Genomic DNA, 26,187 nt, shown 5'->3' on the forward strand with positions numbered 1-26,187 from the left:
TCTAATGAATGAGTTGTTGAGCTTACGAAATGAGGTTGATGAGCTTCGTCATCAAGTGCAAACAGATGCTTTGACCGGACTGTATAACTTTCGTTTTTTTTCCAACATTTTACCCTTGGAGATGGAGCGAAGTCGTCGCTCCTCTGTTCCTCTATCATTGATTATTCTCGATATAGATCATTTCAAACAATTTAATGATACTTGGGGTCATGAGTTAGGGAATCAGGCTTTGCAACACGTATCCCAGCTAATAAAAGTTGCAATTCGCAAGTTGGATTTTGCCTGTCGTTTTGGCGGTGAGGAGTTCGCTGTAATTTTGCCCGGCACTGAAATACATCAGGCATTGAATGTCGCTGAACGTTTGCGACTTTTAATTGTAAACAGTGAGTTCAAAATAAATAAAAAAGATGTGCAAATAACAGCGAGCCTGGGTGTTGATGAATTTAAATCTACCGATGATTACACTGTTCAGGAATTTATCGAAAGAGTGGATTCGCGTTTGTATCAAGCCAAAGCTGCCGGCCGCAACTTGGTTAAAGGTCCAATTGATACCCCATTGGTCACCGATACTAATGTTACGGCTGATGAAAAAGATGCGTTATTTGACTTGTTTAATGATGCGGATGATTGATCCGGTATTTTTGGCGAAGCGTAAAAAATAAAAATTTTGACTGTAAATGTTTAAGGGTTTTTGAATTATGAGTTTTCCGAAAATAGGTAATCTGGCACCCGCTTTTACATTAATCAATCAGCACGGCGAGAAGGTCTCGTTAAAAGACTTTAAAGGCAAAAAAAATCTTGTGCTTTACTTTTATCCTAAAGCATCAACGCCTGGATGTACGGTTCAAGCTTGCGGGATCAGTTCCTCGTCTGCTGAGTTCGAAAAGTTAGATACTGTTGTATTGGGTATAAGTCCCGATGCTCCCGCTAAACTTATCAAGTTTGCTGATAAATATAGTCTGGGCTTTAATCTGCTCGCCGATGAAGATCATGCTGTAGCAGAATCCTATGGTGTTTGGGCTCTGAAGAAGTTTATGGGTAAGGAGTTTATGGGGATTCTTCGCACCACGTTTATTATCAATAAAGATGGACGTCTCTGTAAGATACTGGATAAGGTTAATACGAAGACTCACGATCAGGATGTGCTAGCGATTCTGCGAAATGGCATTTAAATCCACTGTTTATATTAAAATGTGATATAAAAATTTCGTCATGTGAAAATCATACGCATTTCTCTTTGTTGCGAATCGATATAGACTATAATCTTCTATGTCGAGTGTGGCTTGATCGACAAAAGGATGATATCGATACTGTCGGCTTTAATTAGCCGGCAAGTGACACTCCTTAAATTCCACAACTGCCTTTTATTGGCAAAGGAGACGCTTGGATGATTCAATTACAGCGAATTTACCGGAATAACGAAGGTTCCTCGGAAAATTCTTTCGCAGGATCTGAGGTTAGATCATACAAAGAATATTTATCTCTTGCCGAAATCCCTAGATTTGAAGGGGTTTCCGCTAGGGTTATAGATGCATTAAAACAGCGCGTAGGTCGGGAAGATTTATCAATCGATCGCATTGCCGAGGATCTAAAGCTCTCGAAGCGTACTTTGCAACGTCGTTTACAGAACCAGAATGCTAATTTTGCTCAAATAAGAGATGCATTACGTTTTCATTATGCAATCAAGTACCTGATTGACGAGCATATGAGCGTGGATAATGTTTCCAAAGCGCTGGACTTTTCCGATAGAACCAGTTTTACCAACGCATTTAAGCGTTGGACCGGCCTTTCACCCAGTGTGTTTAGAAAGCTTTTTCGAGATTATGCTTAGAGTCTTTTCTCTAGGTTCTAAGGATAGTGCGCCAATTGCCTGAGAGTTTTAAAACAGGTAAAGTTGGTGTTCTTTATTCTTAGAGGTTAGTTTCATGAGTTTCTTTATAGCGTCTGCAGTCGCTCAAACCGAAGCCGCTGCTCCACAAGGTAATCCGATGATTACCTTGCTGATGTTTGGCGGTATGTTTCTTTTCATGTACCTGCTTATTATACGCCCTCAGCGTAAGCGTCAGAAAGAACACCAAAACTTGGTTGCTGCCTTGGCTAAAGGTGATGAAGTTGTTATGACTAGCGGCATGTTGGGTAAAGTTATCAAAGTGGACGAAAATTACATAGTTCTCGAAACGGGCAATAACGTAGAGCTCAAGTTTCAAAAGGTTGCTGTGCATGCTGTTCTGCCCAAAGGTACAATCAAAACAATCGAATCGGCTTAAAATGCCAAATCTTTAAAAAAGGGGCTTATGCCCCTTTTTTGTTTTTCCTCGGAGCCTATCTGAATGGATCTTATCCATAATCTCGTTGCACAGATAAATAACTTTGTGTGGGGTGTTCCCATGCTGGTTCTCATTTTGGGAACGGGATTTTACTTAATGATTGGTTTAAAGGGGATGCCAATACTACGCCTCGGGCTTGGTTTTCGTCTCGTGTGGCAGGGCAGAACAAAGGATGATAAGACTATTGGTCAAGTGAGTTCTTTCCAAGCCTTAATGACATGTTTGTCAGCAACTGTTGGCACTGGAAATATTGCCGGGGTAGCAACAGCGATTTTTTTGGGTGGGCCAGGCGCATTGTTTTGGATGTGGTGTACCGCTTTAGTTGGGATGGCCACCAAGTATTCTGAAGTTGTGCTCGCGGTGCATTACCGCGATGTTGACGATAGAGGTGAATGCAGTGGCGGCCCTATGTACGCAATCAAAAATGGCTTAAGTCATTCGTGGCATTGGCTGGGTTTTGTATTTGCGCTCTTTGGTGGGCTGGCAGGCTTTGGTATTGGGAATATGGTTCAGTCAAACAGTATGGCTGAAGTTATTAGGGTGACCTTCGGTGTGGAAACATGGATCACTGGGCTAATCACGACATTGGTCGTAGCTATGGTGGTGTTAGGTGGTATAAAACGTATCGCTAAGGTAGCCGCTTCTTTGGTTCCATTTATGTGCATTGCTTACATTTTGATGTCGGTGATCGTGTTAGTTTTATATGCCTCGCGGATTCCCGAGGCTCTATCATTAATATTTACCCATGCGTTCACTCCTGCTGCTGCATCTGGTGGTTTTGCTGGGGCTGCAGTACTAATGGCCATTCAGTATGGAGTGGCTAGAGGTATTTTTTCTAATGAGGCAGGGCTTGGCACTGCGGGGATTGCTCAGGCTGCTGCTGTCACAAATAGTCCAGTTCGTTCAGGTCTCATCGGGATGACTGGCACTTTTATCGATACCATTGTGATCTGCACGCTCACAGGGTTAGTGATTGTCTGTACTGGCGTATGGGATGGGGGGGCGAGTGGCGCAAGCTTATCTTCACTTGCATTTGAATCTGCTTTACCTGGTGTTGGGGCTTACCTATTGGCATCGGCGTTGGTTGTCTTCACTTTTACCACCATACTGGGTTGGAGTTACTATGGAGAGCGTTGCTGGATTTACCTTGCCGGTAAAAAAAGTGTTATGCCTTTCCGAATTATTTGGGTTTTTGCTGTTTTTGGCGGTGCAGTTTTTCATTTGGATTTTGTTTGGCTTCTTGCTGATACCCTTAACGCGTTGATGGCCATTCCAAATTTAATATCTTTGTGGCTATTGAGCCCTGTTGTTTTGAAGTTGACGTTAGACTATTTTTCGCAACAGAAAATTAGCTAGGTCTACAAGCAGTTGGTTGGGCGTGGTAGACCAGCAATTTTGCTTGCAACTTTAGCGGGGCTTGGTGGAAATAAACTTAGCAGATATACGCTTTTGCCTTTTTCTGGCCCCAGTTTTTTCTCAATATATTTTACTAGTGCTCTCATTGCCGGGGAAATTTGGAATTCAGCATAGAATTCTCTTAATAGAAAAATTACTTTCCAGTGTTCGGGTGTAAGTTCGATTTTCTCTTCTTGTGCAAGTTTTTCTGCGATATCTGGGGTCCAATCCTGTAAGTTGACTAGAAATCCATCTCTGTCGACAGCAACTTCTTGATTATCAATATTCAAATGCATGCTAATACCAGCTTTGAACACAGCGATGTTGAATGGTGAGGGTTACAAAATCGTCATAATCAACCAGCTCTACGGACTCAAGCTGTAGCTCACTCAATCCCCTTGCTTTTATGTCAAAGCTAATTGCGAATACGCGCACTCCGGATTCTATTAGCCGATGTATTGCATCGGCTTGCGGTGAGGATTTTGTTGCACCAAGAACTCCATCCTCTAATAATAAAATCGCATCACTTGCTGCGCAGACTCTTATACATGAGGCTAGTGCATTGTTCATGTAGGGCGACTTGTTAATCGTGTGTAGCGTGCTCATGTTAAAAGCTCAGTAAATGATCTTGTCGATATAAAAGCTCTTCTACATCTTTGCTGCTTAAAATTTGGATATTGTCCAAAATTAAATCTGCCTTAGTAAGGCCTCTTTCTTGCAGGGATTCTTTGTGAGCATAAGTTTTTTCTATCCCGTAAAGAGATAGGGTAGATAAATTAGCACCAAAATTTTTGAAATATGTGTGGTCAGGCTGTTGATTTTTGAGTAGTTGAAAGACCCCGTCATCCATAAAAAGTATCCCGATATCCTGATCATAAATTGATGCCGCTAATGCAACGTCAAGCGCCTCGCGAGCAAAGCTTCCGCCATAGGGTGACCGACGTGTAATAATTAATAGTTTTTTGCTCATCGGTAGGTTTAACCAAAAGTAATAAATCGATCAGAAATAACAGCAGCTTCTATTAATTGACCCAAACCACTAAGCGCAAAATTATCATTTAAATTGTGCGTTGATTTGTTGTAGCGATCAGCCTCCTCTTTGTTTAGCACTCCTCGTTTTAAAGCTGCAGCTATGCAGATGACCAAATCATGTTGTTTTGCGAGAAGGCTCCAAGCGTTGTGTAGATTAAATTCATCTTGAGGTGGCGTGGCTAGTGATGTGGCATTGTGTACTCCATCGTGATAAAAAAATACACGATGTAATACATGCCCTTGGCGCAATACAGCGGTTGCGAATTCATAGGCTGTTTGACTAGCTTGAGACGAATAAGGGGCGGCATAAACAGCTAATGAAAAAATCATAAACCATTACTTTTCAATAGGTGGCTGGAGAGTTGAAACTGAGTTTTTCTCTTTCAGGTGATAATACAAACTGATGGAGTTGAAGCCAAGAATAATGATGTTGGAGATGCTAAAGAAAAAGGCGCTAGATTTCTCTAGCGCCTTTTTGATATGGCGGAAGGGCAGGGATTTGAACCCTGGGTAGGCTCGCACCTACGCCGGTTTTCAAGACCGGTGCATTAAACCACTCTGCCACCCTTCCGGGTTGCGCAGATTATACAGCTCTTTTTTTTTTGAGCAAGAGAAAAAGAAATTTTTTATAATTAAATTGGGTGTTGATTTAATTTTCCATCAACAAAAAAGCCGAATTGGAAAACAATTCGGCTTTTGATTTTGGGTTCAGTTTTTACTGCTCCGAGCTTGCTCTCTTTTTCAAGCGAGGGTCATTTGATGGTCTGTTTAATGGGCGAGGGTTGTGGTCGACGCTAGGGGGTAGGCTTGTGTCTAGAGCCAATGATGCTGGCACCTCTATTGTCTCAGTGATTATGCTCACGTTGGCGACAGGTTTGGGCGCTTTTCGCGGATCATTAATTGCCCTTGTAGGCACATTTGGGTTTTCTGTCTCTATCTGTGCTTTGGTGGCTTCGAATGCAGTCTCTGGTGTTGTCATAATTTCATCTGCCGCCAAAGTTATTGGTTGCATGACATTTTGTTGCGTTAATAGCTCCATTTCCAGATGGTCTTTCTCTGGATTACTGACTTGATTGTTTGTAGTCCATGTCTCTGTCTCAGTATGTTCTGCTAAAGAGGTGTACTGGGTTTGTGTTAAGGGCGTCTCCGACTGTTTCTGACTGTTGGTTGGCTCTATTGGTGTTTGAATTGTTGTATTTTCTAGGTTTTCGGTTTGTGCATGGATTTCGAAAGATGATGCTTCCTGAGATGTAATTTCCTGCGGTTTTTGTTGTGCGTGTTCTGCAATAGCTGCAGATATTTGCTGCGCCAATTGAGCCGACTCGCTCAGAACTTTGGGTTCACTTGTTGCGAATGATTCCTCCAGGTCTGTAGCGGGTGCTGCCGAGTCATTGCGTGTGCGACGACGTTGTTGGGTGCGTGTCCTGCGTCCTGCGGGGCGCTTTGATGGACGTTGATCATCGCCATCTTCCAATGATTCATTGCCGTCTCGAATCAATTCAGTTGCTGGCGACGCTTCCTCGCGATTGCTGGCGCGACGATTGTCGCGATCTTGGCGCTGGTTGCGGTTTTTTGATGGGCGTTGATCATCTTCGCCAACAGGTTGTTCGCGAACGGGCTCACGTTGTTGGTCGCGGTTGTTGCGTGAGCGGCGTGATTCATTGTTTGGGTCACGCGCGGGGAGGTCGCGTTTTTCTTGTTCGCGTGGTTGTTTGGTTTCGCTGGCACTGCGATGTTCCAGATTATCCAGAATCTCGCGGTCTTCTTTGCGATCGCCGCGGTCGCGGCGGTTATTGCGCCCATCACGGCGACTATTTCGTCCTGAATTGCGACGACTATCGCGTTTGTGTTCACGCTTACCCTTGTTGTCCTCGCTTTTTTCGCTGCTAAAAATACTGCCAATTGAACTAAACAAGCGTGCAAACAGCCCTGGCTTTTTGGGTGCTTCAGGGGCGGGTTGGCTTGGGCTGCTGGGTTGCACCAAAGGTTTGGGTGTATTCAAAGGTTTGGCTTTGAAGTCTTCTTCGTCGGCTTTGCTTTCATCGGTATGGGCGACAATTTTATAACTGGTCTCAAGTGTCCCTTCATCGTCATCACGTAAGCGCTGCACTTCAAAGTGTGGAGTCATTAACTCGGCGCTGGGCACTATAACTACGCGAGTGTTGTTACGTGCTTCAATGCTGGAAATGGTTTTCCGCTTCTCATTGAGGAGGTAGGTAGCCACTGATACTGGGCAGATGGCCCGAATTTCTGCGCTGCGCTCTTTTTGAGCTTCGTCTTCTACCAGTCGAAGGATGGATAGGGCCAGAGAGCGGGTGCCACGAATACTACCAACACCATCGCAGCGTGGGCAGATTTTTGAGTGAGTTTCGCCCAGGGATGGGCGCAGGCGCTGGCGTGACATTTCCATCAGGCCAAAGCGGGATATGCGTCCAATTTGCACGCGAGCTCTGTCCATCATCAAGGCGTCACGCACACGATTTTCTACCTCACGTTGATTGCGCACCGGCTGCATATCGATAAAGTCGATAACAATCAGGCCTCCCATGTCGCGTAGGCGCAATTGGCGGGCAATTTCATCAGCTGCTTCCAGATTTGTTTGAAGTGCTGTTTCCTCGATATCACCGCCTTTGGTGGCGCGTGAGGAGTTAATATCAATCGCAACCAGAGCTTCTGTAGCATCGATTACGATTGAGCCGCCGGATGGGAGTTTAACTTCGCGTTGGAATGCTGTTTCGATTTGAGATTCAATCTGGTAGCGATTGAATAAGGGGATGTCATCTTGGTACAGCTTCACTTTGCTGCGATAGTTGGGCATTACCTGCTGGATAAAACCGGCTGCCAAGTCATAGGCTTCTTTATTATCGACTATGACCTCGCCGACGTCCTGGCGCAGATAGTCGCGAATCGCACGGATGATGACGTTACTTTCCTGGAAGAGAAATGCGGGTGCCGGGGATGATTTGGCTGCACTGGCAATAGAGTCCCATAATTGCAGCAAATAGTTGAGGTCCCACTGCAGTTCTTCAGAGCTGCGACCAACGCCGGCAGTACGGATGATAACGCCCATGCCATTGGGGACTTCAACCTCACCCAGTGCATCTTTTAATTCTGCGCGGTCTTCTCCCTCGATTCGGCGAGATATGCCTCCCGCTCGCGGGTTGTTGGGCATAAGTACCAAGTAGCGGCCGGCCAAGCTGATAAAGGTTGTAAGGGCTGCGCCTTTGTTGCCGCGCTCCTCCTTATCAATTTGCACAATAACTTCGGTGCCTTCCTTTAGTACATCTTTGATTTTGATGCGTCCGTCGGCATCACCCGGATTTTTGGTGAAGTATTCGCGGGATATTTCTTTTAGGGGGAGAAAGCCGTGACGCTCGGCGCCGTAGTCGACAAATGCGGCCTCAAGGCTTGGTTCTACGCGGGTAATGCGGCCTTTATAAATATTGGATTTTTTCTGTTCGCGATTGCGGTTTTCAATGTCCAGGTCGTAGAGCCATTGGCCATCGACCAGTGCTACGCGCAACTCTTCTGGTTGAGTTGCATTAATAAGCATTCTTTTCATGTGTTACCTAATTGTCTGTGGCATCAAGCCAAGATGACAATCACGGTTAACAAAATCATGTTCTGCGCAACCTTGTAGACTAATAAGCTACCTCGTGATGAGGCTCATATTAGCGGTTGGAGGGGCTATCCGTCGCTTTCGTGTTTGGTCGCTTTCCAGCGGTCACTGAAGCAGAGGTCGGTTGGCCCGTTTGGCTCATTCACAGTTGCCGGTGTTATCCGGTGCTCCTATTTGAGGTGCAGTCTAAGCGGTTTCCATCCTGTTTGACTCGGGTTATTTGCGCGTTAATCCGGCTTGATCAAGAGCAGGTTGCTCAACTGGAGTGATCCGGAGTCTGCTGCTTGTGTCAGCGTAAAGCCTTTTGGGCCGCGCTTTGATGCTATAGATAACCTCACCATGACTTCGGAAAGAGGGGTTATCAAAGACCCCACTTTTAATCCGGAATTTGCAAATAGAACTTGCTTGAGTTCAGCAAAACAAAAAATCGTTAACAATGACTTCAACAGGGGTTGATGCAATTGTTAGAGGTAAATATCAAATAATTCTCGATAGTTACCCATGTGTGGTGTTAATCAAGGAAGCAGCACTTGGGTTGTTTGGGTCTCTCAAAAACATGCTTCCCCGCTGTCAGCGGTATTTCCTAATGATGCGCCTGCTTATGCGCGCTACCCGGAAACCAGCCTGTATCAGTCGCTTGAATATAGCAGCTCCCTCTGATGCGAGCAATTAAATCAGTGCGTTAGCGGCAGTTCGCTGAACTGGTGGTGGGGTTATATCGAGGCTTCGGTTATGATGGCGCCATGGAAAAATATGAGAAAAATATACCTCCCGTGACAGATAGTGTGACGCAGGGTGAGGTGTCGATAATTGAGATTGATGCAGATCTGGCCGGGCAGCGGCTAGATAACTTTCTGATTGCTCGTCTGAAAGGTGTTCCCCGATCCAAGATTTACAACGTTATCCGCAAGGGTGAGGTCAGGGTAAATAAAGGTCGCATAAAGCCGGAATACAAGTTGAAGGCGGGTGATCTTGTCCGCGTTCCGCCAATCAGAACAGCTGAATCGGGTACCGAGGCAAAGGCCAGTCATCAAATGATGTCTTTGTTGGCGAACTCGATCCTCTATGAGGATGATGGCTTGCTGGTAGTAAACAAGCCGCCGGGGCTTGCCGTCCATGGGGGGAGCGGAATCACGCTCGGCCTGATTGAAACCCTGCGTCAGATGCGGCCTGAGGCGCGACATTTGGAGTTGGTGCATCGCTTGGATCGCGATACGTCCGGCTGCATCATGGTGGCAAAAAAGCGTAGTTATTTGCGCCATCTTCAAGCAGCGCTGCGTGAGAAATCGGCTGGTACGGGCGGTATCCAAAAAGTTTACCAAGCTTTAGTATTGGGTAAATGGTCAAAGCGTTGCCATCAGGTTAATGCGCCCTTGCTTAAAATAGAGATCGCGGGAGGGGAGCGAATAGTTAAAGTGAGTCCTGATGGTAAGCCGAGCCTGACTGAATTCAAGTTGTTGCGTTGTTATGAGGGGTTTAGTCTCATAGAGGCACGTCCTATTACGGGCCGCACCCATCAAATTCGAGTGCATGCGCAATATGCGGGGCATAGTTTGGTTGGTGATGAGAAGTATGGGGATGATGAAATCAATGCTGCCATGCGCTTGGTTGGTATAAGGCGGCTTTTTCTGCATGCTTCGGCGCTTGCATTTTACCTGCCAGAATCGGATCAGTTGACTTGGGTTGAGGCGCCATTGCCGGCTGATTTGGCCATTCCTTTGGCGTCTCTGCCTGTTGTTGAGTGAAGGTGAAGAAGTTAATGCTTTTTATATTTGATTGGGATGGTACTCTCTGTGATTCAAAAGGAAAGATTACCAAGGCGATGCAGTTGGCAGCTTGCGATCTGGGGTTGGAGTCTCTGGCAGATGAAGTTATTCACAATATAATTGGCCTGGGCTTGCCTGAGGCTATTCACCGGCTCTATCCCGAAGTGGAGTTCACCTCCCGGCAGCGATTGAGGGAGGTTTATGCTGACCATTTTTTATCATTGGATAAGGAGAGGCCATCTGATTTTTTCCCGGGTGTAGCCGAGACTCTGCGTCAGTTAAAAGCGGGCGGACATAGTTTAACTGTGGCGACGGGAAAGAGCCGTAAAGGCTTGGATCGTATTTTTGCTGTGCATGGCTTAACAGATTTTTTTCATGCCAGTCGCTGTGCTGACGAAACAGCCTCCAAACCAGATCCTCTCATGTTGATGCAGTTGCTTGAAGAGTTTCAGGTAACAGCAGCCGATGCTGTGATGATTGGTGATACGGAATATGACATGGAGATGGCGCGCCGTATTGATATGCCCCGTGTTGCGGTCAGTTATGGGGCCCACCATATTTCCCGGCTGCATCCTTATGAGCCGGAGCTTTGCCTGGATCGATTTGATCAATTATTGCTGTGGGATAGGCTGTCCTAGTTATTCAGAGGGCCTATTCCTTCTTTTATTAGCATGTCGGTCAGTTTGATTAAGGGTAATCCGATCAATGTGTTCGGGTCTTCCGTGTGAATAGATTCGAACAGCGTTATGCCAAACCCCTCCGATTTAAAACTGCCTGCACAGTCATAAGGCTTCTCTCTGAGCAAGTAGGTGTTTATCTGGCTACTGCTTAGTGTCCTGAATTTTACCTTGCATTTCTCCAGCGTCAGTTGATATTTGCCACTTTGGGTGTTTAACAGGCACAGGCTGGTAAGAAAAACGATTTCTTGTCCTGAGAATTTCTCAAGTTGCAGTACCGCCGCATCATGGTTGAGTGGCTTTCCCAGTATGTCGCCGCCGAAAGTGGCAACTTGATCTGAGCCGATAATAAAGCGGTGATCGTGAGTCTTGGTAAGTTTGGTGGCTTTTGCTTGCGCTAAGCGCAGTACCAATTCCTGTGCGGTTTCACCCAAGTGCGGTGACTCATCAATGCTTGGGCTGGCCCAATCAAAATCTATCGCTAATTTGCTGAGGAGTTGGCGGCGGTATTTTGAGCTGGACGCCAAGAGAATTTGTGGTTTGTTCATTGGGTTTGGCTTCGTTATGGAGGCGGTGGTGCAAAATAAGGGGTGATTTTACCTCCCAAGCCACCAAATAGGGTTAATCTGCCAGTTTTTCTTTGACACTGGATGGCGATATCCCTATGATGGCGCGCTTATGTTTAAGACCACTTCCCATAAGGCTTTGCCACGGCAAGCTGATCCTCGCAAATTCGCCCAACAGGGCGTTGTTTTAGAGGGCTTTGTGCCTACGTCAGAGCTTCCTCGCATCCTTGATGCGACCGAGAGCAATGATGGTGAGGTTCAAGTGAAGCTTGAATTCAAAGTCAGTGAAGAGGGTAAAAGGGTTGTTATTGGTCATGCGCATGCCGACATGTTGTTGATTTGTCAGCGGTGCCTTGAGCCTGTAATGATACCCGTAGAGAGTGATATCTCGCTTGGAATAGTGTGGGACGAAGAAGCGGCAGCTAAATTGCCGGCGCATTTTGAACCATGGATTACTGGTGAGGGAATGGCAGATCTTTACGACATGATCGAAGAAGAACTGCTGTTAAGTTTACCTGCAGTTGCTTATCACCAAGAGCCTTGCATTGATAGCAAGCTTTATTCAAGTGGCAAGCCTGTAGATGTAAAAAAAGAGAAAAACCCATTTCAGGTGTTGGAACAACTTAAGAGCTCGCCGAAATCCTGAGGCGCCTCGGTTCCAACGAGTAAGTAAATAGGAGCAAACCATGGCAGTTCAACAAAACAAAAAATCTCGTTCAAAGCGTGATATGCGTCGTTCTCACGATGCTCTTACTGGCCCAACCTTGTCAGTAGACGCTACCAGCGGTGAGAAACACCTGCGTCACCACGTGACTGCCGACGGTTTCTATCGTGGTCGCAAAGTGATCGATAAGGGTAGCAACGAGTAATTTATTACTCAAGACGACTACACCTTGTCGGCAAGAATTCGAATAGCGGTTGACGCTATGAGCGGGGACTTAGGTCCCCGCGTTGCTATTTGTGCTGCACAAAACTTTATCGCTCATTTCCAGGATGTTGATGTACTGCTGGTTGGCGATGAATCACGGTTACTTCCCTTTATTTCCCCAAAAACTATCTCGTCTGGTCGAATTTCGGTTCATCATGCTGCGACTATTGTTGCCATGGGGGATGACCCTCTCCACGCATTGAGGCGCAAAAAAGACTCGTCAATGTGGTTGTCCTTAACTCGGTTGCGCGATGGGGCGGCGGATGCTTGTGTGAGTGCGGGTAACACTGGTGCGCTGCTTGCCATGTCTAAATTTCTGGTTAAATCATTCCCTGGATTGGATCGCCCGGCCATATGCAAGCCCATGCCAGTAGAAAAGGGGCTGACGTTTATGCTGGACTTGGGTGCCAATGTGAATTGCACGCCCATGCAACTACACCAATTTGCTGTTATGGGGAGTGTCTTGGCTAAGGCCAAAGGGCTCGAGTCGCCACGCATTGCGTTGCTGAATATTGGTGCGGAGGAGCAAAAAGGCACTGAGGTGTTGCAGCAGGCGCGGGAGTTGCTGACGGCTGATTCCGATATTAATTATTCAGGTTTTGTTGAGGCAAACTCGATTTTTTCGGGTGATGTCGACGTTATCGTCTGCGATGGTTTTCACGGTAATATCGCCTTGAAAGCGAGCGAAGGTGTAGCGCGTTTCATTCAAAAAAAAATAGCCAAAACAGCAAAAAAAAATTTGTTCAATAAGTTTATGGCGATGCTCGCTTGGCCATTATTACGCCAAATGCGTGACGAATTAGATCCATCATTTTATAACGGCGCTAGTTTACTGGGGTTGCAAAAGCCAGTAATAAAAAGCCACGGAAATGCCAATTCTGCAGCCTTTTTTAGGGCGCTAACAGTTGCTCGTGAGCAGGTTATCCAACAAATTCCTGCGCTGATTGAAAAGAAATTTAATTTAAATATCCCTCCTAAAAGAGAAGAGTAAATTAACTATGACAAGTCAACATCTTGCGTTTGTGTTTCCTGGTCAGGGTTCGCAAAAGATTGGAATGTTAGCGGAATTGGCTGCTGAGTATCCGGTTGTGCAGCAAACCTTTGCAGAGGCTTCGGATGTTTTGGGTTATGACCTTTGGTCTCTAGTGCAGAGTGGCACTCAGGATGAGATCAACCTGACCGAGCGCACTCAACCGCTGTTGCTAACCGCCAGTGTTGCTATTTACCGCGTCTGGCAAGAAAAGCATGGCGCTCAACCCGCATTTATGGCTGGTCATAGTTTGGGCGAGTGGTCCGCATTGGTGTGTGCTGGTGTTGTTGCTTTTAAGGATGCGGTTAAATTGGTGCAGCAGCGTGGCAAATTTATGCAGGAAGCTGTTCCTGCCGGGCAAGGCGCTATGGCAGCAATTATTGGTCTGGACGATGCACTTATTTTAGAGGCTTGTAAAAAGGCTGAGCAGGGCGAAGTGGTTGCGGCGGTTAACTTTAACTCTCCTGGGCAAGTGGTTATTGCGGGTGCTGCCGCTGCAGTCGAGCGCGCTAGTGCTTTATGTAAAGAGGCGGGCGCAAAACGCGCATTGCCTTTGCCTGTGAGTGCGCCTTTCCATACTGAATTGATGCGCCCAGCTGCGGAGCGGCTGGCTGAGCAAATTACTGCTACGCAATTTTCTGTGCCTCAAATTCCAGTAGTTCATAATGTTACCGCTGAAACGGAAATGAATCCGGAAAAAATCAAGGCGTTGATGATCGAACAAATTTTTAGTCCCGTGCGCTGGGTGGAGTGTGTTAACTCACTTGCGGAGAGGGGTGTTTCATTGACCTTGGAGTGCGGCCCAGGAAAAGTCTTATCTGGCCTGAATAAACGCATTAATGCGCAATTAAATGCAGTGTCAGTAGAAAAGCCTGATGAATTGACCGCTGCGCTGGCAATGGTCTAATTTTTATTAATTTTATTGTGGTTCAGGAAAATACAATGATGAATTTGAATGACAGAGTTGCATTGGTGACAGGGGCGAGCCGCGGGATTGGGGCAGCCATTGCAGAGCAGTTGGGTAAGGCGGGAGCGGTGGTAATTGGTACTGCAACCAGCACATCCGGGGCAGAAAAAATTTCGGCGCGTTTTTCCGAGTTAGGAATTCGTGGTGCTGGTAAAGTGTTAAATGTTACTGATGCAGACTCAGTAGCCACTTTGTTGAAAGAGGTGGGAGATGAGTTTGGTGCGCCCGCGATTTTGGTAAACAATGCCGGCATCACTAAAGATAATTTATTGATGCGCATGAGTGATGAAGAATGGTTTGATGTTATTAACACCAATCTCAGCTCCATCTATCGTCTGAGTAAAGGTGTATTGCGCGGCATGATGAAAGCGCGCTGGGGGCGAATCATTAACATTAGTTCTGTAGTTGGTGCTATGGGGAATCCCGGTCAATCCAATTATGCTGCTACTAAGGCAGGCGTTTCTGGTTTTGCTCGCTCTCTGGCTGCAGAGGTAGGCTCGCGAAATATCACCGTTAATACGGTAGCTCCGGGTTTTATCGATACCGATATGACCAAGGTGCTGCCGGAAGAGCAGAAACAACAGCTGATGTCACGTATACCTCTGGGACGCCTTGGTGCGCCCGAAGAAATTGCTTCGGTTGTTGTCTTTTTGGCAAGTGATGCGGGTGGCTACATCAGTGGTGAGACAATTCATGTCAACGGCGGCATGTATATGTCTTAATTGCATGTTCTAACCTTTTGTTTTATAAAGATTATTTTGCGATTTTCAAAGAATTTTAGCACTTGGCATTACAACAATCTCAAAATCGATGTAAAATGCGCGTCGATTTTGAGCGGAACGCCAGACTCATCAGCCTGGTTTGAAATGTCAGGTGTTTCGAATACATAACCACTAGGAGTTACATAACATCATGAGTAGCATTGAAGAACGCGTAAAAAAGATCGTTGCTGAGCAACTGGGTGTGAAAGAAGACGAAGTTAAAAACGAAGCTTCTTTCGTCGAAGATCTGGGCGCTGATTCTTTGGATACCGTAGAGTTGGTAATGGCTCTCGAAGAAGAATTCGAAACTGAAATCCCTGATGAAGAAGCTGAGAAAATCACTACTGTTCAGTTAGCTATCGATTACATCAATGCCAACCTGGCGTAATTCGACTATTTGCTGATTTCTGTTTTATAAAGGCCGTATTATTGAAAGATAGTACGGCTTTTTCTTTTTGTTATTTAGCTGTTTATTTGTTTGAAGAGACAGATGGACAAAACAAGTTAAATCACGGCAAAGCCACGCACTGTTGGAAGAGTTTGTTACTAACTTGGCGTTATTGTCATGCTGGAGAATCGCAAAGGTGTCACGTAAAAGAGTTGTAGTCACTGGTTTGGGTATGATTAGTTCCCTGGGTAATACCGTTGCGGACACTTGGCATGGCATAGTCAACGGTAAAAGTGGTGTTGCCACCATCGCGCACTTTGATGCGTCTGCATTTACTACCCAATTTAGCGCATCTGTCAAAAACCTGGTGGTAGATGACTATTTCCCAGGTAAAGAAGCGCGCAAGATGGATCCCTTCATTCAGTACGGAATGGTTGCCGGTATTCAGGCAATTCGCGATTCTGGTCTTGAAATTAATGAAGCCAATGCTGGCCGTATCGGCGTATCCATAGGTTCTGGTATTGGTGGCATAGGCACCATTGAGGAGGGTTCTTCAACGCTCGAACATAAGGGGCCTCGTCGTATTTCGCCCTTTTTTGTGCCAAGTGCAATCATTAATATGATTTCAGGTAATTTATCGATCATGTATGGTTTGCGTGGGCCGAATGTTGCCATCACTACCGCCTGTACTACCGGAACCCACAGTATTGGTTTTGCGGCGCGCATGATTCAATACGGCGATGCCGATGTGATGATTGCTGGCGGCGCAGAAATGGCTACCACCCCTCTGGGGCTTGGCGGTTTTGCCGCAGCGCGCGCGCTTTCGACCCGTAACGACAACCCACAGGCAGCCAGTCGTCCTTGGGATAAAGACCGCGACGGTTTTGTACTGGGTGATGGTGCCGGCGTACTGGTATTGGAAGAATACGAGCACGCTAAAAAACGTGGAGCCAAAATTTATGCAGAGCTGATTGGTTTTGGAATGAGTGGCGACGCCTACCACATGACCTCACCACCAGAAGACGGTTCGGGCGCTGCAGCATCTATGCGTAATGCTATTTTTGATGCTGGCATTTCCCCTGAATTAATCAACTATATCAATGCTCACGGTACATCGACACCTGCGGGTGATAAAGCCGAATGCGCCGCTGTTAAGTCAGTGATGGGGGCAGCAGCCGGGCAAGTAGCCGTAAGCTCAACCAAATCCATGATCGGTCATTTGCTGGGTGCGGCAGGGGCGGTGGAGGCTATTTTTAGTGTGTTGGCTATTCGTGACCAGGTTGCACCACCGACAATCAATCTTGATAATCCTGAAGAATCCTGTGCAGATTTGAATTTGGTTCCGCATACCGCACAAGAGCGTAAAATTGACGCTGTTTTATCTAACTCGTTTGGGTTCGGTGGCACCAATGGCTCTTTGATCTTTCGAAAGCTTTAAATTCTTCGATTATCCGCAAAAGCTTACGCCGGACTGGAGACAGTCCGGCGTTTTTGTATAGACTGCTCGCTATGTCAATAGAACTCCCATTTTTTAGTGTCAACGGCGTTATTGGTGCAGCCATCTCTCCGTTGGATCGCGGTTTTACCTATGGCGATGGCTTGTTTGAAACATGCCGTTACCAATCAGGTGAAATTCCCCTTTGGCATTTGCATAAGGATCGCCTGCTTGCGAGTGCTGAGCGATTAAAAATTAGATTTGATGAACCATTTTTATCGTCCCACCTTGTCGATTTATTGACAAAACTAAAATCCACCCAGATTGACACTGCGGTTGTGAAAATACAGCTCACCCGTGGTGTGGGGGGGCGCGGATACCGTGCCTTTGCAAATGTGGAACCGACTTGTTGCATAGGAGTTTTTCCTGCTGAACCCTTGCGAACGCGCAACTATCAGGAGGGGGTCGATGTCAGAATCTGTCACCAGCGCTTATCTATTAATCCTGCCCTGGCAGGCATGAAACATCTGAATCGCTTGGAGCAAATACTTGCACGCGCGGAATGGCAGGATGAATATGCAGAAGGACTTTTGTTGGATACTGCGGGGGCTGTTATAGAGGCAACTGTAAGCAATCTTTTTGTTGTTAGAGACGGTCAGTTATTCACTGCAGATTTAGCAGATTGCGGTGTTGCAGGTGTTATGCGGCGTATGATCATCGAGCAACTAGCCCCCACCTTGTCGCTTGATGTAACGATAACCAAAATGAGTCTGGATTTTGTTCGTGCAGCAGATGAGTTATTTCTTTGTAACAGTATTTACGGTATCTGGCCGGTTAATCGTTTAGTTGACGATAGGGAAACAAAAATTGTCGATACTTGTTTTTTGTCACCCAGAGTAGCGCGCCAGTTACAAAAACTGCTGGAAAAGTCTCTTGCAATTGTAGATTGATAAAGCTCTTCACTATGACCAGAAAAGTTTCTCTCAGTATCAAGTTGTTATGTTTTGCGATAGGTATCTATTTTGCCGGATTGGTTTCGGCATTGTCTGCATGGATGTACATCGAGAAGTGGTTGTCGACTCCACTTACAATTTCTGATCAAGGCTATAGCTATGAGCTAAAACCCGGTCAATCACTGGGGCATTTGGCATATGCTCTCGAGCGCGAACAGGTCATAGATCATCCACGATTACTGCGGTTGTACGCGCGTATCACGGACCTGAACAAAATTCATGCGGGCGAATACTTTTTCCCCAAGGGCACAACACCAAAAATATTGTTGGAAAAGCTGGTCAAAGGTGATGTGGTTTTGCATCAGGTTACTTTTGTGGAGGGGTGGACTTATCGCCAGGCGCTGGCCGCTTTGTCAAAAGTAGATGCCGTCGAACAGCACCTGGTTGGCAAGACGGAGGCTGAACAAATCAAGTTGTTAAATATTCCGGTAAACCGCTTGGAGGGATGGATTTTCCCAGATACCTATACATTTAGCCGAAATACGAGCGATATAGAAATAGTGCAGGGCGGATACCAGAAAATGCTGGCGGTATTAAATGCTGAGTGGGAAAAACGAGCGCCCAATTTGCCCTACAAGTCTGCTTACGAAGCCTTAATCATGGCCTCTATTATTGAGCGAGAAACGGGGCATCATAGCGAAAGGGATCAAATTGCTGGAGTTTTTGTGCGGCGTCTGCAGCAGGGTATGAAATTACAAACTGACCCTACAGTGATTTATGGCATGGGCGAACGTTATCAGGGGCGTATTCGTCGTGCTGACTTGGAAGAGGCAACTATTTACAACACTTATGTCATTCAAGGCTTGCCGCCGACACCTATTTCTCTACCCAGTGAGGCGTCAATTAGAGCTGCGTTAAATCCGGCGCCGGGTAAAGCGCTTTATTTTGTTGCCAAGGGTGATGGAACCAGTGAATTCTCAGAAACACTGGCCGAGCACAATCAAGCTGTGCGACGTTATCAATTACAGCGCCGAAGCGATTACCGCTCCGCCCCACCGCCAGCGAATTAGTTGGGTATGTCTTCCCTGGATTGCTGCTGGTGATGCGGTATGAAAAATACAGTTGAGCCAGTACAATGCACGCAGCACGAGCGGCACACAACTTTAGCCGTGTAATTCCTGATTTTCACTGTCCTTGACCCACGATCTCACCTTTGACGGATTTGTTATTCCATGAGCGACCATTCTATGGCGGCCAATACTGGCGACGCGACTACAGCCGACGTTAAAACCAAACCTTTGCATTTTATTCAGCAAATTATTCGCAAAGATCTGGAGCAGGGTATACATCAAAAAATTGTTACCCGCTTTCCGCCTGAGCCTAACGGCTACTTACACATAGGTCATGCAAAATCTATCTGTCTGAATTTTGGCATGGCAGAGGAATTTGGCGGCGCGTGCAATTTGCGTTTTGACGATACCAATCCAGAAAAAGAGAGTGAAGAATTCGTCAACTCAATTAAAGCGGATGTGGAGTGGTTGGGTTTTAAATGGAATGGTGAGGTGCGCTACACCTCGGATTATTTTGATCAGCTTTATGCCTGGGCGGTTCACCTCATTAAAAATGGCCTAGCCTTTGTGTGTGATTTAAGCGCCGAGCAAATGCGTGAATACCGTGGCACCCTAATCGAGCCAGGCAAAAACAGTCCCTATCGCGACCGTAGTGTTGAAGAAAACCTGGCGCTATTTGAAAAAATGCGCGCCGGTGAATTTGAGGAAGGTGCTTGTTCGCTGCGCGCTAAAATTGATATGTCGTCGCCCAATATTAACCTGCGCGACCCTATTATTTATCGCATCAAAAAAGCTCATCATCATCAAACGGGTGATAAGTGGTGCATTTATCCTTCTTATGATTTTGCGCATGGGCAAAGTGATGCTATTGAGGGTATCACTCACTCGATTTGCACTTTGGAATTTGAAGACCATAAACCGCTCTATGATTGGTTTATTCAACATTTGCCGGTTCCTGCCGTACCGCGTCAGTACGAATTTGCGCGCTTGAATATTAACTATTCGGTCACCAGCAAGCGCAAGTTAAAGCAACTGGTTGATGAAAACCATGTGGATGGTTGGAATGATCCGCGTATGCCCACCATTTCTGGTATGCGTCGCCGTGGCTTTACGCCCACCGCATTGCGTGATTTTTGTGAGCGCATCGGTGTGACTCGCTCAGACGGTATTGTCGATGTAGGTGTGTTGGAATTTTGTGTGCGTGACGATTTGGATAAAAACGCGCCCCGTGCGATGTGTGTACTCAAACCGCTCAAAGTTACGCTCACGAATTATCCGGTGGAGCAAGAGGAAACCTTAAGTGTGCACAATCATCCTAATCGTGCTGATTTGGGTGATCGCACCATTCCTTTCACGCAAACGGTTTTTATTGAACAAGATGATTTCCGTGAAGAGGCCAACAAAAAATATAAGCGTTTGGTAACCGGTAAGCGTGTGCGCTTGCGTGGTGCTTATGTGATTGAAGCTGATGAAGCCATTAAAGATGCTGCTGGCAATATAGTAGAAGTTCGCGCGCGTATTATTGAAGGCACTTTGGGTAAAGACCCTGAAGATGGTGTAAAACCAAAAGGTGTTATTCACTGGGTATCTGCAACCAATAATCTGGATTGCGAGGTGCGTTTGTATAACCGTCTATTCAACGATGAAGCCCCGGATGCTGGTGGTAAAAATTTCCTTGAGAGCATTAACCCCAATAGTCTGGAAATACTGCAGGGCTGTAAAGCAGAAGTGAGTTTGGCAAGTGCACAGCTTGGCAAGAGTTTTCAATTTGAGCGTCAGGGCTATTTTTGCTTGGACAGCAAATACAGTACTGCCAATAAACTCGTATTCAATCGCACCATCAGCTTAAAAGACAGCTTCGGCAAAACGGAAGATCAGGAATAACATGCTGCAGATATACAACACACTCACCCGTCAGAAAGAAATTTTTAAGCCGATTCATCCCGGTAAAATTTCTATGTATGTCTGCGGTATTACCGTATATGACTATTGCCATATTGGTCATGCACGGGTGCTTGTCGCCTTTGATGTAATTACTAAGTTTCTTCGCAGTCAGGGTTGGGATGTCACCTATGTGCGCAATATTACCGATATAGATGACAAAATTATCAAGCGTGCCAATGAGAATGGCGAAGAATTTGATGCGCTAACCAAACGCTTCATTGATTTTATGCATGAAGATGAAACGCGTTTGGGTATCGCGCGTCCCGATATTGAGCCGCGTGCAACAGCCTATATTGATCAAATTGTTGATATGAACAAAACCTTGATCGATAAAGGTTTTGCTTATGCAGCGAGTAATGGTGATGTGTATTACCGCGTAACGCGCTTCGCTGATTACGGCAAACTGACTAATAAAAATGTTGATGAATTATTAGTAGGTGCACGTATCGAGGTGGATGAAGTTAAAGAAGATCCGCGTGATTTTGTGCTTTGGAAAGCTGCAAAACAGGGTGAGCCGGCATGGCAATCGCCTTGGGGAAATGGTCGTCCGGGCTGGCATATTGAATGTTCAGCAATGAGTAAAAACTGCTGCGGGGAAACCTTTGACATTCACGGCGGCGGCCCCGACTTGCCCTTCCCGCATCATGAAAATGAAATTGCGCAAAGTGAAGCGGCCAATGGTTGCAAATATGTCAATTATTGGATGCATGCCGGTGCGGTGCGAGTGGATGGCGAGAAGATGTCCAAATCGCTGGGCAATTTTTTTACTATCCGCGATGTGCTGGAAAAATATCATCCGGAAGTGGTGCGTTTTTTATTGGTCAGCAGCCATTACCGCAGTCCCATTAACTATGCGGAAGATAATCTGATTGAGGCAAGGACAGGGCTAGAGCGTTTTTATGGCGCGCTACGTAACTATGCTGATGTGGCACCAGCACCCTTAGCTGAAATGGCCGACAGTGCGTATTACCACGCTTTTGTAGAAGCCATGAATGATGACTTCAATACGCGTGTTGCTTTGGCGGGTATGTTTGATTTGGTGCGCGATTTGAACAACGCCAAAAGCGACCAACAACTCGCCAGACAGCTGGCGGGTGAATTAAAAGCGCTGGGTTCGATTCTGGGTGTGTTGCAGGAAAATCCGGAAGTGTTTTTACAAGCAGGCGCAGCAGATCAAATTGCAGCAGAAACCGTCGAGCAATTAATTGCTGAGCGCATCCAAGCCAAAAAAGACAAACAATATGCCCGTGCCGATGAAATACGCCAGCAGTTGTTGGCTGCGGGTGTGGTGCTGGAAGATTCACGCGATGGCACCACCTTATGGCGCCGCGAAACCGTTTGATTAAAACAGGTTAGTTGATTAACACAGGTTAGATGATGAGTGAACCCTTGGTAAACGAATACGCGCTGCACTGGGCAATCGGATTTTTGATTGTTTATTTGCTCGTGCAGCTGTTAGTGTCGAAGCACCCCTTTTTTCAGGCTTGGTCGCCGGTGCGCAAAAGTTTGGCGGTTAAAGTTGTTGCTTTGCTGGGGTTTAGCGGCGCTTATCTGCTTATCAACACCTTCGCTTTGCAGCAATAAATATTGATATGAAACTACGCAAACTACTGAGTCAACGCGGTTTAGGTGTGAACCTTTTGGCTGGCTTTTGCTTTTTGATGCTAGCGGTTTACGGTTGGGGTCTACGCTGGAGCGATTTGGCAAAATACTTGTTGATTATTGTTGTCTTGCTAGGTGGGCTGATTGCATTTGCGGCGCTTTGCGGTCTGCTTTTACGCTGGTTAATGGCCAGGTCAGATACTGATGTTCGGTCGGATGCCGATGTTAAGAGTAGCGCGCCTAATACAGTTGCTGCGCAACCGGATGAATCGCCAGAGGATTCCGAGACAGGCAAACACTAAGTTCTATAACAGGCAATTCCCCACTGGGATTGCCTGTCTTTATTCATACCCTGTTCAATATCACTTCAAGCACTAGTTTACTGCCAAAGTAAGCCAACATTAGGCAAACAAACCCTGCCAGAGTCCAACGAATAGCCTTTGTCCCGCGCCAGCCTAACTGATATCTGCCCCACAATAACAAGGCGTAAATGAACCAGGCAATCAAAGCAAAAATGGTTTTATGGGCAAGATGCTGGGCAAACATATCCTCCAAAAAATAAAAACCTGATGCTATTGCCAGTGTTAGCAACACTTCACCAACCCACAAGAATTCAAACAGCAGTGCTTCCATGGTTTGTAGCGGTGGAAATAAACGAGAGCTTGTTGTTAGCTGTTTGCTTTTTAATGAACGATTTTGATAAGCCAGCAGTAGTGCTTGCAAACTGGCAATGGTCATTAAACTGTAAGCGAGCAAAGACAGCACTATATGAATAGCAATAGAAAAGCTCAGCGCTTGTTGAGTTTCTTGTGGGTGCCCCATCAATGTTGCTAGCACTGAAAGTGCTGAAAGCGGAAAGAGCAGTAAGAATAAGTTGTGGGAAGCTTTTTTAAGGCTGCTGCAGAGTACGGTTAGGTTGATAACCCAAAAGATAAGTGACGAGGCAGAAAAAAGGCTGAGATTAAAGCCTTCACCCTTAATACTCAGTCCATAAATCCCGATGCCATGCGCGATCAAGGCGAGGCTTGTCACTTTCAGTAGAAGCCGGGGCTGGAGCGCCTGTTGGCGTATAAATTGACGGCCGAAATACACGGCAGCAACAAGATATATAAGCAGAGCGATCAGGTTGGCGCTAAGTGTGATCATTTTGATAAGGCTTATCCGTAAGGGCGGGAAATGCTAATTCAGGGCTGCAGTGTGTCACAAGGATTTTCCAAAGAGAAGGGTAAATGAGAAACATACCTATCCAATAGAATGGGTATGAGGTGCCTATTCATTCTGCCGGAGCTTGCCCCTTTGCACCGGCTTTGGGGGTATAATCGCCGTCACTTTTTTGAAGGGTGCAGTAGCTTTTGCCTTGGGCCGCCACTTGCTTTGACCTTCGCCAGACTAATCGATTGTTTGAGACAGGCTATGTTTGAGAATCTAACCGACCGCTTATCCCACACGCTACGCAGCATCACCGGCAAGGCGCGCCTCAGCGAAGATAATATCAAGGATGCTCTGCGCGATGTGCGTAAAGCACTACTGGAGGCTGATGTTGCGTTGCCGGTGGTGAAGGCATTCATCGACCAGGTGCGCAGCCGCGCCTTGGGTCAGCAAATCAGTAAAGCGCTAAATCCCGGCCAGCAGTTTATTAAAATCGTAGAAGCTGAATTGATTGCCACCATGGGGCAGGCAAATCAGTCATTGAACCTGGCGCAGCAGCCTCCCGCCATAGTCTTGATGGCGGGTTTGCAGGGGGCGGGTAAAACGACTTCGGTAGCTAAGCTGGCGCGATTTTTAAAAGAGCGTGAAAAGAAGAAGGTATTAGTTGTCAGTGCTGACGTTTATCGCCCCGCCGCCATTCAGCAGTTGCAAACGCTTGCCACTGAAGTGGGTGTTGATTGTTTTCCCTCCAGCGGTGAACAAAAGCCCTTGGATATCGCGCGCAATGCCTTGGATCATGCCAAGAAGCAGTTCTTTGACGTATTGATTGTTGATACCGCCGGTCGTTTGCACATAGACGACGATCTGATGGACGAAATCAAAGCACTACATGCGTCGCTCAACCCCATTGAAACCCTGTTTGTGATAGACGCCATGATCGGCCAGGACGCCGTGAATACGGCCAAGGCTTTCAATGAGGCGCTGCCACTGACCGGTGTGATTTTGACCAAGGCCGATGGTGATGCGCGCGGCGGTGCCGCTTTGTCGGTTCGTCACATTACCGGCAAACCAATCAAGTTTTTGGGCATGGGCGAGAAGGTGGATGCCCTTGAGCCTTTCCATCCGGATCGTATCGCCTCGCGTATTCTCGGTATGGGCGACGTGCTCTCGTTGATCGAACAGGTAGAGCGTACAGTCGATAAAGAGAAAGCGGAAAAACTCATCAAAAAAGTGACCAAGGGTCAAAAGTTTGATTTGGAAGATCTGCGTGACCAGCTGCAGCAAATGCAAAACATGGGTGGTTTGACCTCCATGCTGGATAAATTGCCCGGCCTCGGCAATGTTGCGCAAATGGCCCAGACCGCCAACATGACCAAGCAGTTTAAAACCATGGAAGCAATTATTAACTCCATGACACCAGAAGAGCGCCGCAACCCGGATGATTTGAGTGGCTCGCGCAAACGCCGCATTACCATGGGTTCTGGTACGCAAATTCAAGACCTGAATCGTTTGTTAAAACAATACAAACAAATGGCAAAAATGATGGGCAAAATGAAAGGCGGCGGCATGCAAAAAATGATGCGCGGCATTGGCGGCATGATGCCGGGAGGTTTGCCGCCTGGCGGCAGCTTACCACCCGGTATGCGCAAGTAAATTTGATAAATAAAAAAACCGCCGATAGGCGGTTTTTTTATTTTTGTTTGTGGGCTTATATCTTTCTTTAATGCATCTTTGGTTCTAAGCAAAGTCCAAAATAATATTTTTGGATTTTCGCGCTGCCTTCTACCATAGATACAACTCACGCGAGTCATTCTATTGAATATGAAATAAAGACGCCGAAGGAGGCAAAAATGAGCTTACGTCTAGGTGATGAAGCACCCGATTTTACGCAAGAGTCCACACAGGGTTTGATTAGTTTTCATCAGTGGCTTGGCGATAGCTGGGGTGTGTTATTTTCCCACCCTGCGGATTTCACTCCCGTGTGCACCACAGAGTTGGGTTTGACTGCAAAATTAAAAGATGAATTTGCCAAGCGCAATGTAAAAGCTATTGCATTAAGTGTGGATCCGGTGGACTCACATAACAAATGGATCAATGACATTAATGAAACACAATTAACCCAGGTTAATTTTCCAATTCTCGCCGATGCAGATCGTAAAGTATCCAGCCTTTATGACATGATCCATCCAAATGCCAACGCAACACTGACAGTTCGTTCGTTATTTATTATTGATCCAGCGAAAAAAATCCGTTTGATTATTACTTACCCAGCCAGTACCGGCCGCAACTTTGATGAAATTCTGCGTGTGATTGACTCACTGCAATTAACTGAACATCACAAAGTGGCGACGCCAGGTAATTGGAAGTCGGGAGAAGATGTAGTGATAGTGCCGGCACTGCAAGACCCGGAAGAAATTGCGCGCCGCTTCCCTAAAGGCTACACAGTAGTTAAACCTTATTTGCGCCTCACACCAGATCCTCGCGGATAATTTCACTCAATCATTTGTATCATGCAAAAAAACGGGCGCTAGATGCGCCCGTTTTTTATATCTGTCAGGAAAATTAGATAACAATCAAA

General features: G+C 46.4%; 29 protein-coding genes and 1 tRNA gene. 22 read left to right on the forward strand and 8 right to left on the reverse strand.

Annotation, left to right across the window (positions count from 1 at the left end; translation table 11 throughout):
* The first annotated feature begins 4 nt into the window (after positions 1 to 4).
* The 5 genes from ACFODX_RS06815 to ACFODX_RS06835 all read left to right on the forward strand — a co-directional run bounded on the left by ACFODX_RS06815 (position 5) and on the right by ACFODX_RS06835 (position 3,683).
* Entirely contained in the window at positions 5 to 631 is a 627-nt protein-coding gene (locus tag ACFODX_RS06815; RefSeq protein ID WP_378117403.1) for a GGDEF domain-containing protein, read from the forward strand.
* 67 nt (positions 632 to 698) lie between these two features.
* Entirely contained in the window at positions 699 to 1,172 is a 474-nt protein-coding gene (gene bcp / locus ACFODX_RS06820) for a thioredoxin-dependent thiol peroxidase (RefSeq protein WP_378117405.1), read from the forward strand.
* A gap of 215 nt (positions 1,173 to 1,387) precedes the next feature.
* Positions 1,388 to 1,831 carry a helix-turn-helix domain-containing protein gene (locus ACFODX_RS06825; protein WP_378117407.1) on the forward strand — a complete coding sequence of 148 codons (444 nt, stop codon included), beginning with the start codon at positions 1,388 to 1,390 and terminating at the stop codon, positions 1,829 to 1,831.
* Positions 1,832 to 1,925: 94 nt separating this feature from the next.
* Positions 1,926 to 2,267: a preprotein translocase subunit YajC gene (gene yajC / locus ACFODX_RS06830; RefSeq protein ID WP_324259332.1), complete on the forward strand. Its 342-nt coding sequence runs from the start codon at positions 1,926 to 1,928 to the stop codon at positions 2,265 to 2,267.
* Between the two features lie 63 nt (positions 2,268 to 2,330).
* The gene (locus ACFODX_RS06835; protein WP_378117409.1) at positions 2,331 to 3,683 is read left to right on the forward strand and encodes an alanine/glycine:cation symporter family protein; all 1,353 of its coding nucleotides are present in this window, start codon (positions 2,331 to 2,333) and stop codon (positions 3,681 to 3,683) included.
* A gap of 2 nt (positions 3,684 to 3,685) precedes the next feature.
* On the opposite strand, the gene ACFODX_RS06840 is transcribed toward ACFODX_RS06835, so the two are convergent.
* From ACFODX_RS06840 to rne, 6 genes are all read right to left on the reverse strand, one after another.
* The gene (locus tag ACFODX_RS06840; protein WP_378117411.1) at positions 3,686 to 4,018 is read right to left on the reverse strand and encodes a TusE/DsrC/DsvC family sulfur relay protein; all 333 of its coding nucleotides are present in this window, start codon (positions 4,016 to 4,018) and stop codon (positions 3,686 to 3,688) included.
* A gap of 1 nt (position 4,019) precedes the next feature.
* Complete coding sequence (gene tusB / locus ACFODX_RS06845) at positions 4,020 to 4,292, reverse strand: sulfurtransferase complex subunit TusB (RefSeq protein ID WP_378117413.1); 273 nt, start codon at positions 4,290 to 4,292, stop codon at positions 4,020 to 4,022.
* Positions 4,293 to 4,329: 37 nt separating this feature from the next.
* Positions 4,330 to 4,692 (reverse strand): sulfurtransferase complex subunit TusC, encoded by a 363-nt coding sequence (gene tusC, locus ACFODX_RS06850; protein WP_378117415.1) that lies wholly within the window; start codon positions 4,690 to 4,692, stop codon positions 4,330 to 4,332.
* An 8-nt stretch (positions 4,693 to 4,700) separates the two neighbouring features.
* Positions 4,701 to 5,084 carry a sulfurtransferase complex subunit TusD gene (gene tusD, locus ACFODX_RS06855; RefSeq protein WP_378117417.1) on the reverse strand — a complete coding sequence of 128 codons (384 nt, stop codon included), beginning with the start codon at positions 5,082 to 5,084 and terminating at the stop codon, positions 4,701 to 4,703.
* A gap of 151 nt (positions 5,085 to 5,235) precedes the next feature.
* Positions 5,236 to 5,325: transfer RNA gene (locus ACFODX_RS06860), tRNA-Ser, on the reverse strand.
* Between the two features lie 144 nt (positions 5,326 to 5,469).
* Entirely contained in the window at positions 5,470 to 8,316 is a 2,847-nt protein-coding gene (rne, locus tag ACFODX_RS06865) for a ribonuclease E (protein WP_378117419.1), read from the reverse strand.
* Positions 8,317 to 9,116: 800 nt separating this feature from the next.
* Here rne and rluC point away from each other — a divergent pair.
* Both rluC and ACFODX_RS06875 read left to right on the forward strand, forming a co-directional pair.
* Positions 9,117 to 10,118, forward strand: a complete 1,002-nt coding sequence (rluC, locus tag ACFODX_RS06870) for a 23S rRNA pseudouridine(955/2504/2580) synthase RluC (protein WP_378117421.1) — start codon at positions 9,117 to 9,119, stop codon at positions 10,116 to 10,118.
* A 14-nt stretch (positions 10,119 to 10,132) separates the two neighbouring features.
* On the forward strand, positions 10,133 to 10,777 hold the full coding sequence (locus tag ACFODX_RS06875) for an HAD-IA family hydrolase (protein ID WP_378118117.1): 645 nt from the start codon (positions 10,133 to 10,135) through the stop codon (positions 10,775 to 10,777).
* Here ACFODX_RS06875 and ACFODX_RS06880 read toward each other — a convergent pair.
* Positions 10,774 to 11,364 carry a Maf family protein gene (locus tag ACFODX_RS06880; protein WP_378117423.1) on the reverse strand — a complete coding sequence of 197 codons (591 nt, stop codon included), beginning with the start codon at positions 11,362 to 11,364 and terminating at the stop codon, positions 10,774 to 10,776. The genes ACFODX_RS06875 and ACFODX_RS06880 overlap by 4 nt on opposite strands.
* A gap of 130 nt (positions 11,365 to 11,494) precedes the next feature.
* Here ACFODX_RS06880 and ACFODX_RS06885 point away from each other — a divergent pair, with 130 nt between their 5' ends.
* The 13 genes from ACFODX_RS06885 to ACFODX_RS06945 all read left to right on the forward strand — a co-directional run bounded on the left by ACFODX_RS06885 (position 11,495) and on the right by ACFODX_RS06945 (position 22,762).
* Positions 11,495 to 12,028 (forward strand): YceD family protein, encoded by a 534-nt coding sequence (locus tag ACFODX_RS06885; protein ID WP_378117425.1) that lies wholly within the window; start codon positions 11,495 to 11,497, stop codon positions 12,026 to 12,028.
* A gap of 40 nt (positions 12,029 to 12,068) precedes the next feature.
* Complete coding sequence (gene rpmF / locus ACFODX_RS06890; protein WP_078042678.1) at positions 12,069 to 12,251, forward strand: 50S ribosomal protein L32; 183 nt, start codon at positions 12,069 to 12,071, stop codon at positions 12,249 to 12,251.
* 24 nt (positions 12,252 to 12,275) lie between these two features.
* Positions 12,276 to 13,301 (forward strand): phosphate acyltransferase PlsX, encoded by a 1,026-nt coding sequence (gene plsX / locus ACFODX_RS06895; protein ID WP_378117428.1) that lies wholly within the window; start codon positions 12,276 to 12,278, stop codon positions 13,299 to 13,301.
* 7 nt (positions 13,302 to 13,308) lie between these two features.
* Entirely contained in the window at positions 13,309 to 14,247 is a 939-nt protein-coding gene (fabD, locus tag ACFODX_RS06900) for an ACP S-malonyltransferase (RefSeq protein ID WP_378117430.1), read from the forward strand.
* 38 nt (positions 14,248 to 14,285) lie between these two features.
* A complete protein-coding gene (gene fabG, locus ACFODX_RS06905) occupies positions 14,286 to 15,029 on the forward strand; it encodes a 3-oxoacyl-ACP reductase FabG (protein ID WP_378118119.1) in 744 nt (247 codons plus the stop codon).
* A gap of 190 nt (positions 15,030 to 15,219) precedes the next feature.
* Positions 15,220 to 15,456: an acyl carrier protein gene (gene acpP, locus ACFODX_RS06910; protein WP_007640684.1), complete on the forward strand. Its 237-nt coding sequence runs from the start codon at positions 15,220 to 15,222 to the stop codon at positions 15,454 to 15,456.
* Between the two features lie 196 nt (positions 15,457 to 15,652).
* The gene (gene fabF / locus ACFODX_RS06915) at positions 15,653 to 16,894 is read left to right on the forward strand and encodes a beta-ketoacyl-ACP synthase II (RefSeq protein WP_378117432.1); all 1,242 of its coding nucleotides are present in this window, start codon (positions 15,653 to 15,655) and stop codon (positions 16,892 to 16,894) included.
* Positions 16,895 to 16,965: 71 nt separating this feature from the next.
* The gene (gene pabC, locus ACFODX_RS06920) at positions 16,966 to 17,841 is read left to right on the forward strand and encodes an aminodeoxychorismate lyase (RefSeq protein WP_378117435.1); all 876 of its coding nucleotides are present in this window, start codon (positions 16,966 to 16,968) and stop codon (positions 17,839 to 17,841) included.
* A gap of 14 nt (positions 17,842 to 17,855) precedes the next feature.
* Entirely contained in the window at positions 17,856 to 18,914 is a 1,059-nt protein-coding gene (mltG, locus tag ACFODX_RS06925; RefSeq protein ID WP_378117437.1) for an endolytic transglycosylase MltG, read from the forward strand.
* Between the two features lie 162 nt (positions 18,915 to 19,076).
* On the forward strand, positions 19,077 to 20,798 hold the full coding sequence (locus tag ACFODX_RS06930; protein WP_378117439.1) for a glutamine--tRNA ligase/YqeY domain fusion protein: 1,722 nt from the start codon (positions 19,077 to 19,079) through the stop codon (positions 20,796 to 20,798).
* A 1-nt stretch (position 20,799) separates the two neighbouring features.
* Positions 20,800 to 22,200 (forward strand): cysteine--tRNA ligase, encoded by a 1,401-nt coding sequence (gene cysS / locus ACFODX_RS06935; protein WP_378117441.1) that lies wholly within the window; start codon positions 20,800 to 20,802, stop codon positions 22,198 to 22,200.
* A 35-nt stretch (positions 22,201 to 22,235) separates the two neighbouring features.
* Complete coding sequence (locus tag ACFODX_RS06940; RefSeq protein ID WP_378117443.1) at positions 22,236 to 22,442, forward strand: hypothetical protein; 207 nt, start codon at positions 22,236 to 22,238, stop codon at positions 22,440 to 22,442.
* Positions 22,443 to 22,450: 8 nt separating this feature from the next.
* A complete protein-coding gene (locus ACFODX_RS06945) occupies positions 22,451 to 22,762 on the forward strand; it encodes a hypothetical protein (RefSeq protein WP_378117445.1) in 312 nt (103 codons plus the stop codon).
* Between the two features lie 43 nt (positions 22,763 to 22,805).
* On the opposite strand, the gene ACFODX_RS06950 is transcribed toward ACFODX_RS06945, so the two are convergent.
* A complete protein-coding gene (locus ACFODX_RS06950) occupies positions 22,806 to 23,606 on the reverse strand; it encodes a cytochrome C assembly family protein (protein WP_378117447.1) in 801 nt (266 codons plus the stop codon).
* Positions 23,607 to 23,873: 267 nt separating this feature from the next.
* On the opposite strand from ACFODX_RS06950, the gene ffh reads away from it, so the two are divergent.
* The gene (gene ffh, locus ACFODX_RS06955) at positions 23,874 to 25,262 is read left to right on the forward strand and encodes a signal recognition particle protein (protein ID WP_378117449.1); all 1,389 of its coding nucleotides are present in this window, start codon (positions 23,874 to 23,876) and stop codon (positions 25,260 to 25,262) included.
* 197 nt (positions 25,263 to 25,459) lie between these two features.
* Complete coding sequence (locus tag ACFODX_RS06960) at positions 25,460 to 26,098, forward strand: peroxiredoxin (protein WP_378117451.1); 639 nt, start codon at positions 25,460 to 25,462, stop codon at positions 26,096 to 26,098.
* Positions 26,099 to 26,187: the final 89 nt, after the last annotated feature.

The organism is Cellvibrio fontiphilus, from assembly GCF_042646205.1.
In the GTDB taxonomy this organism is placed as follows: domain Bacteria; phylum Pseudomonadota; class Gammaproteobacteria; order Pseudomonadales; family Cellvibrionaceae; genus Cellvibrio; species Cellvibrio fontiphilus_A.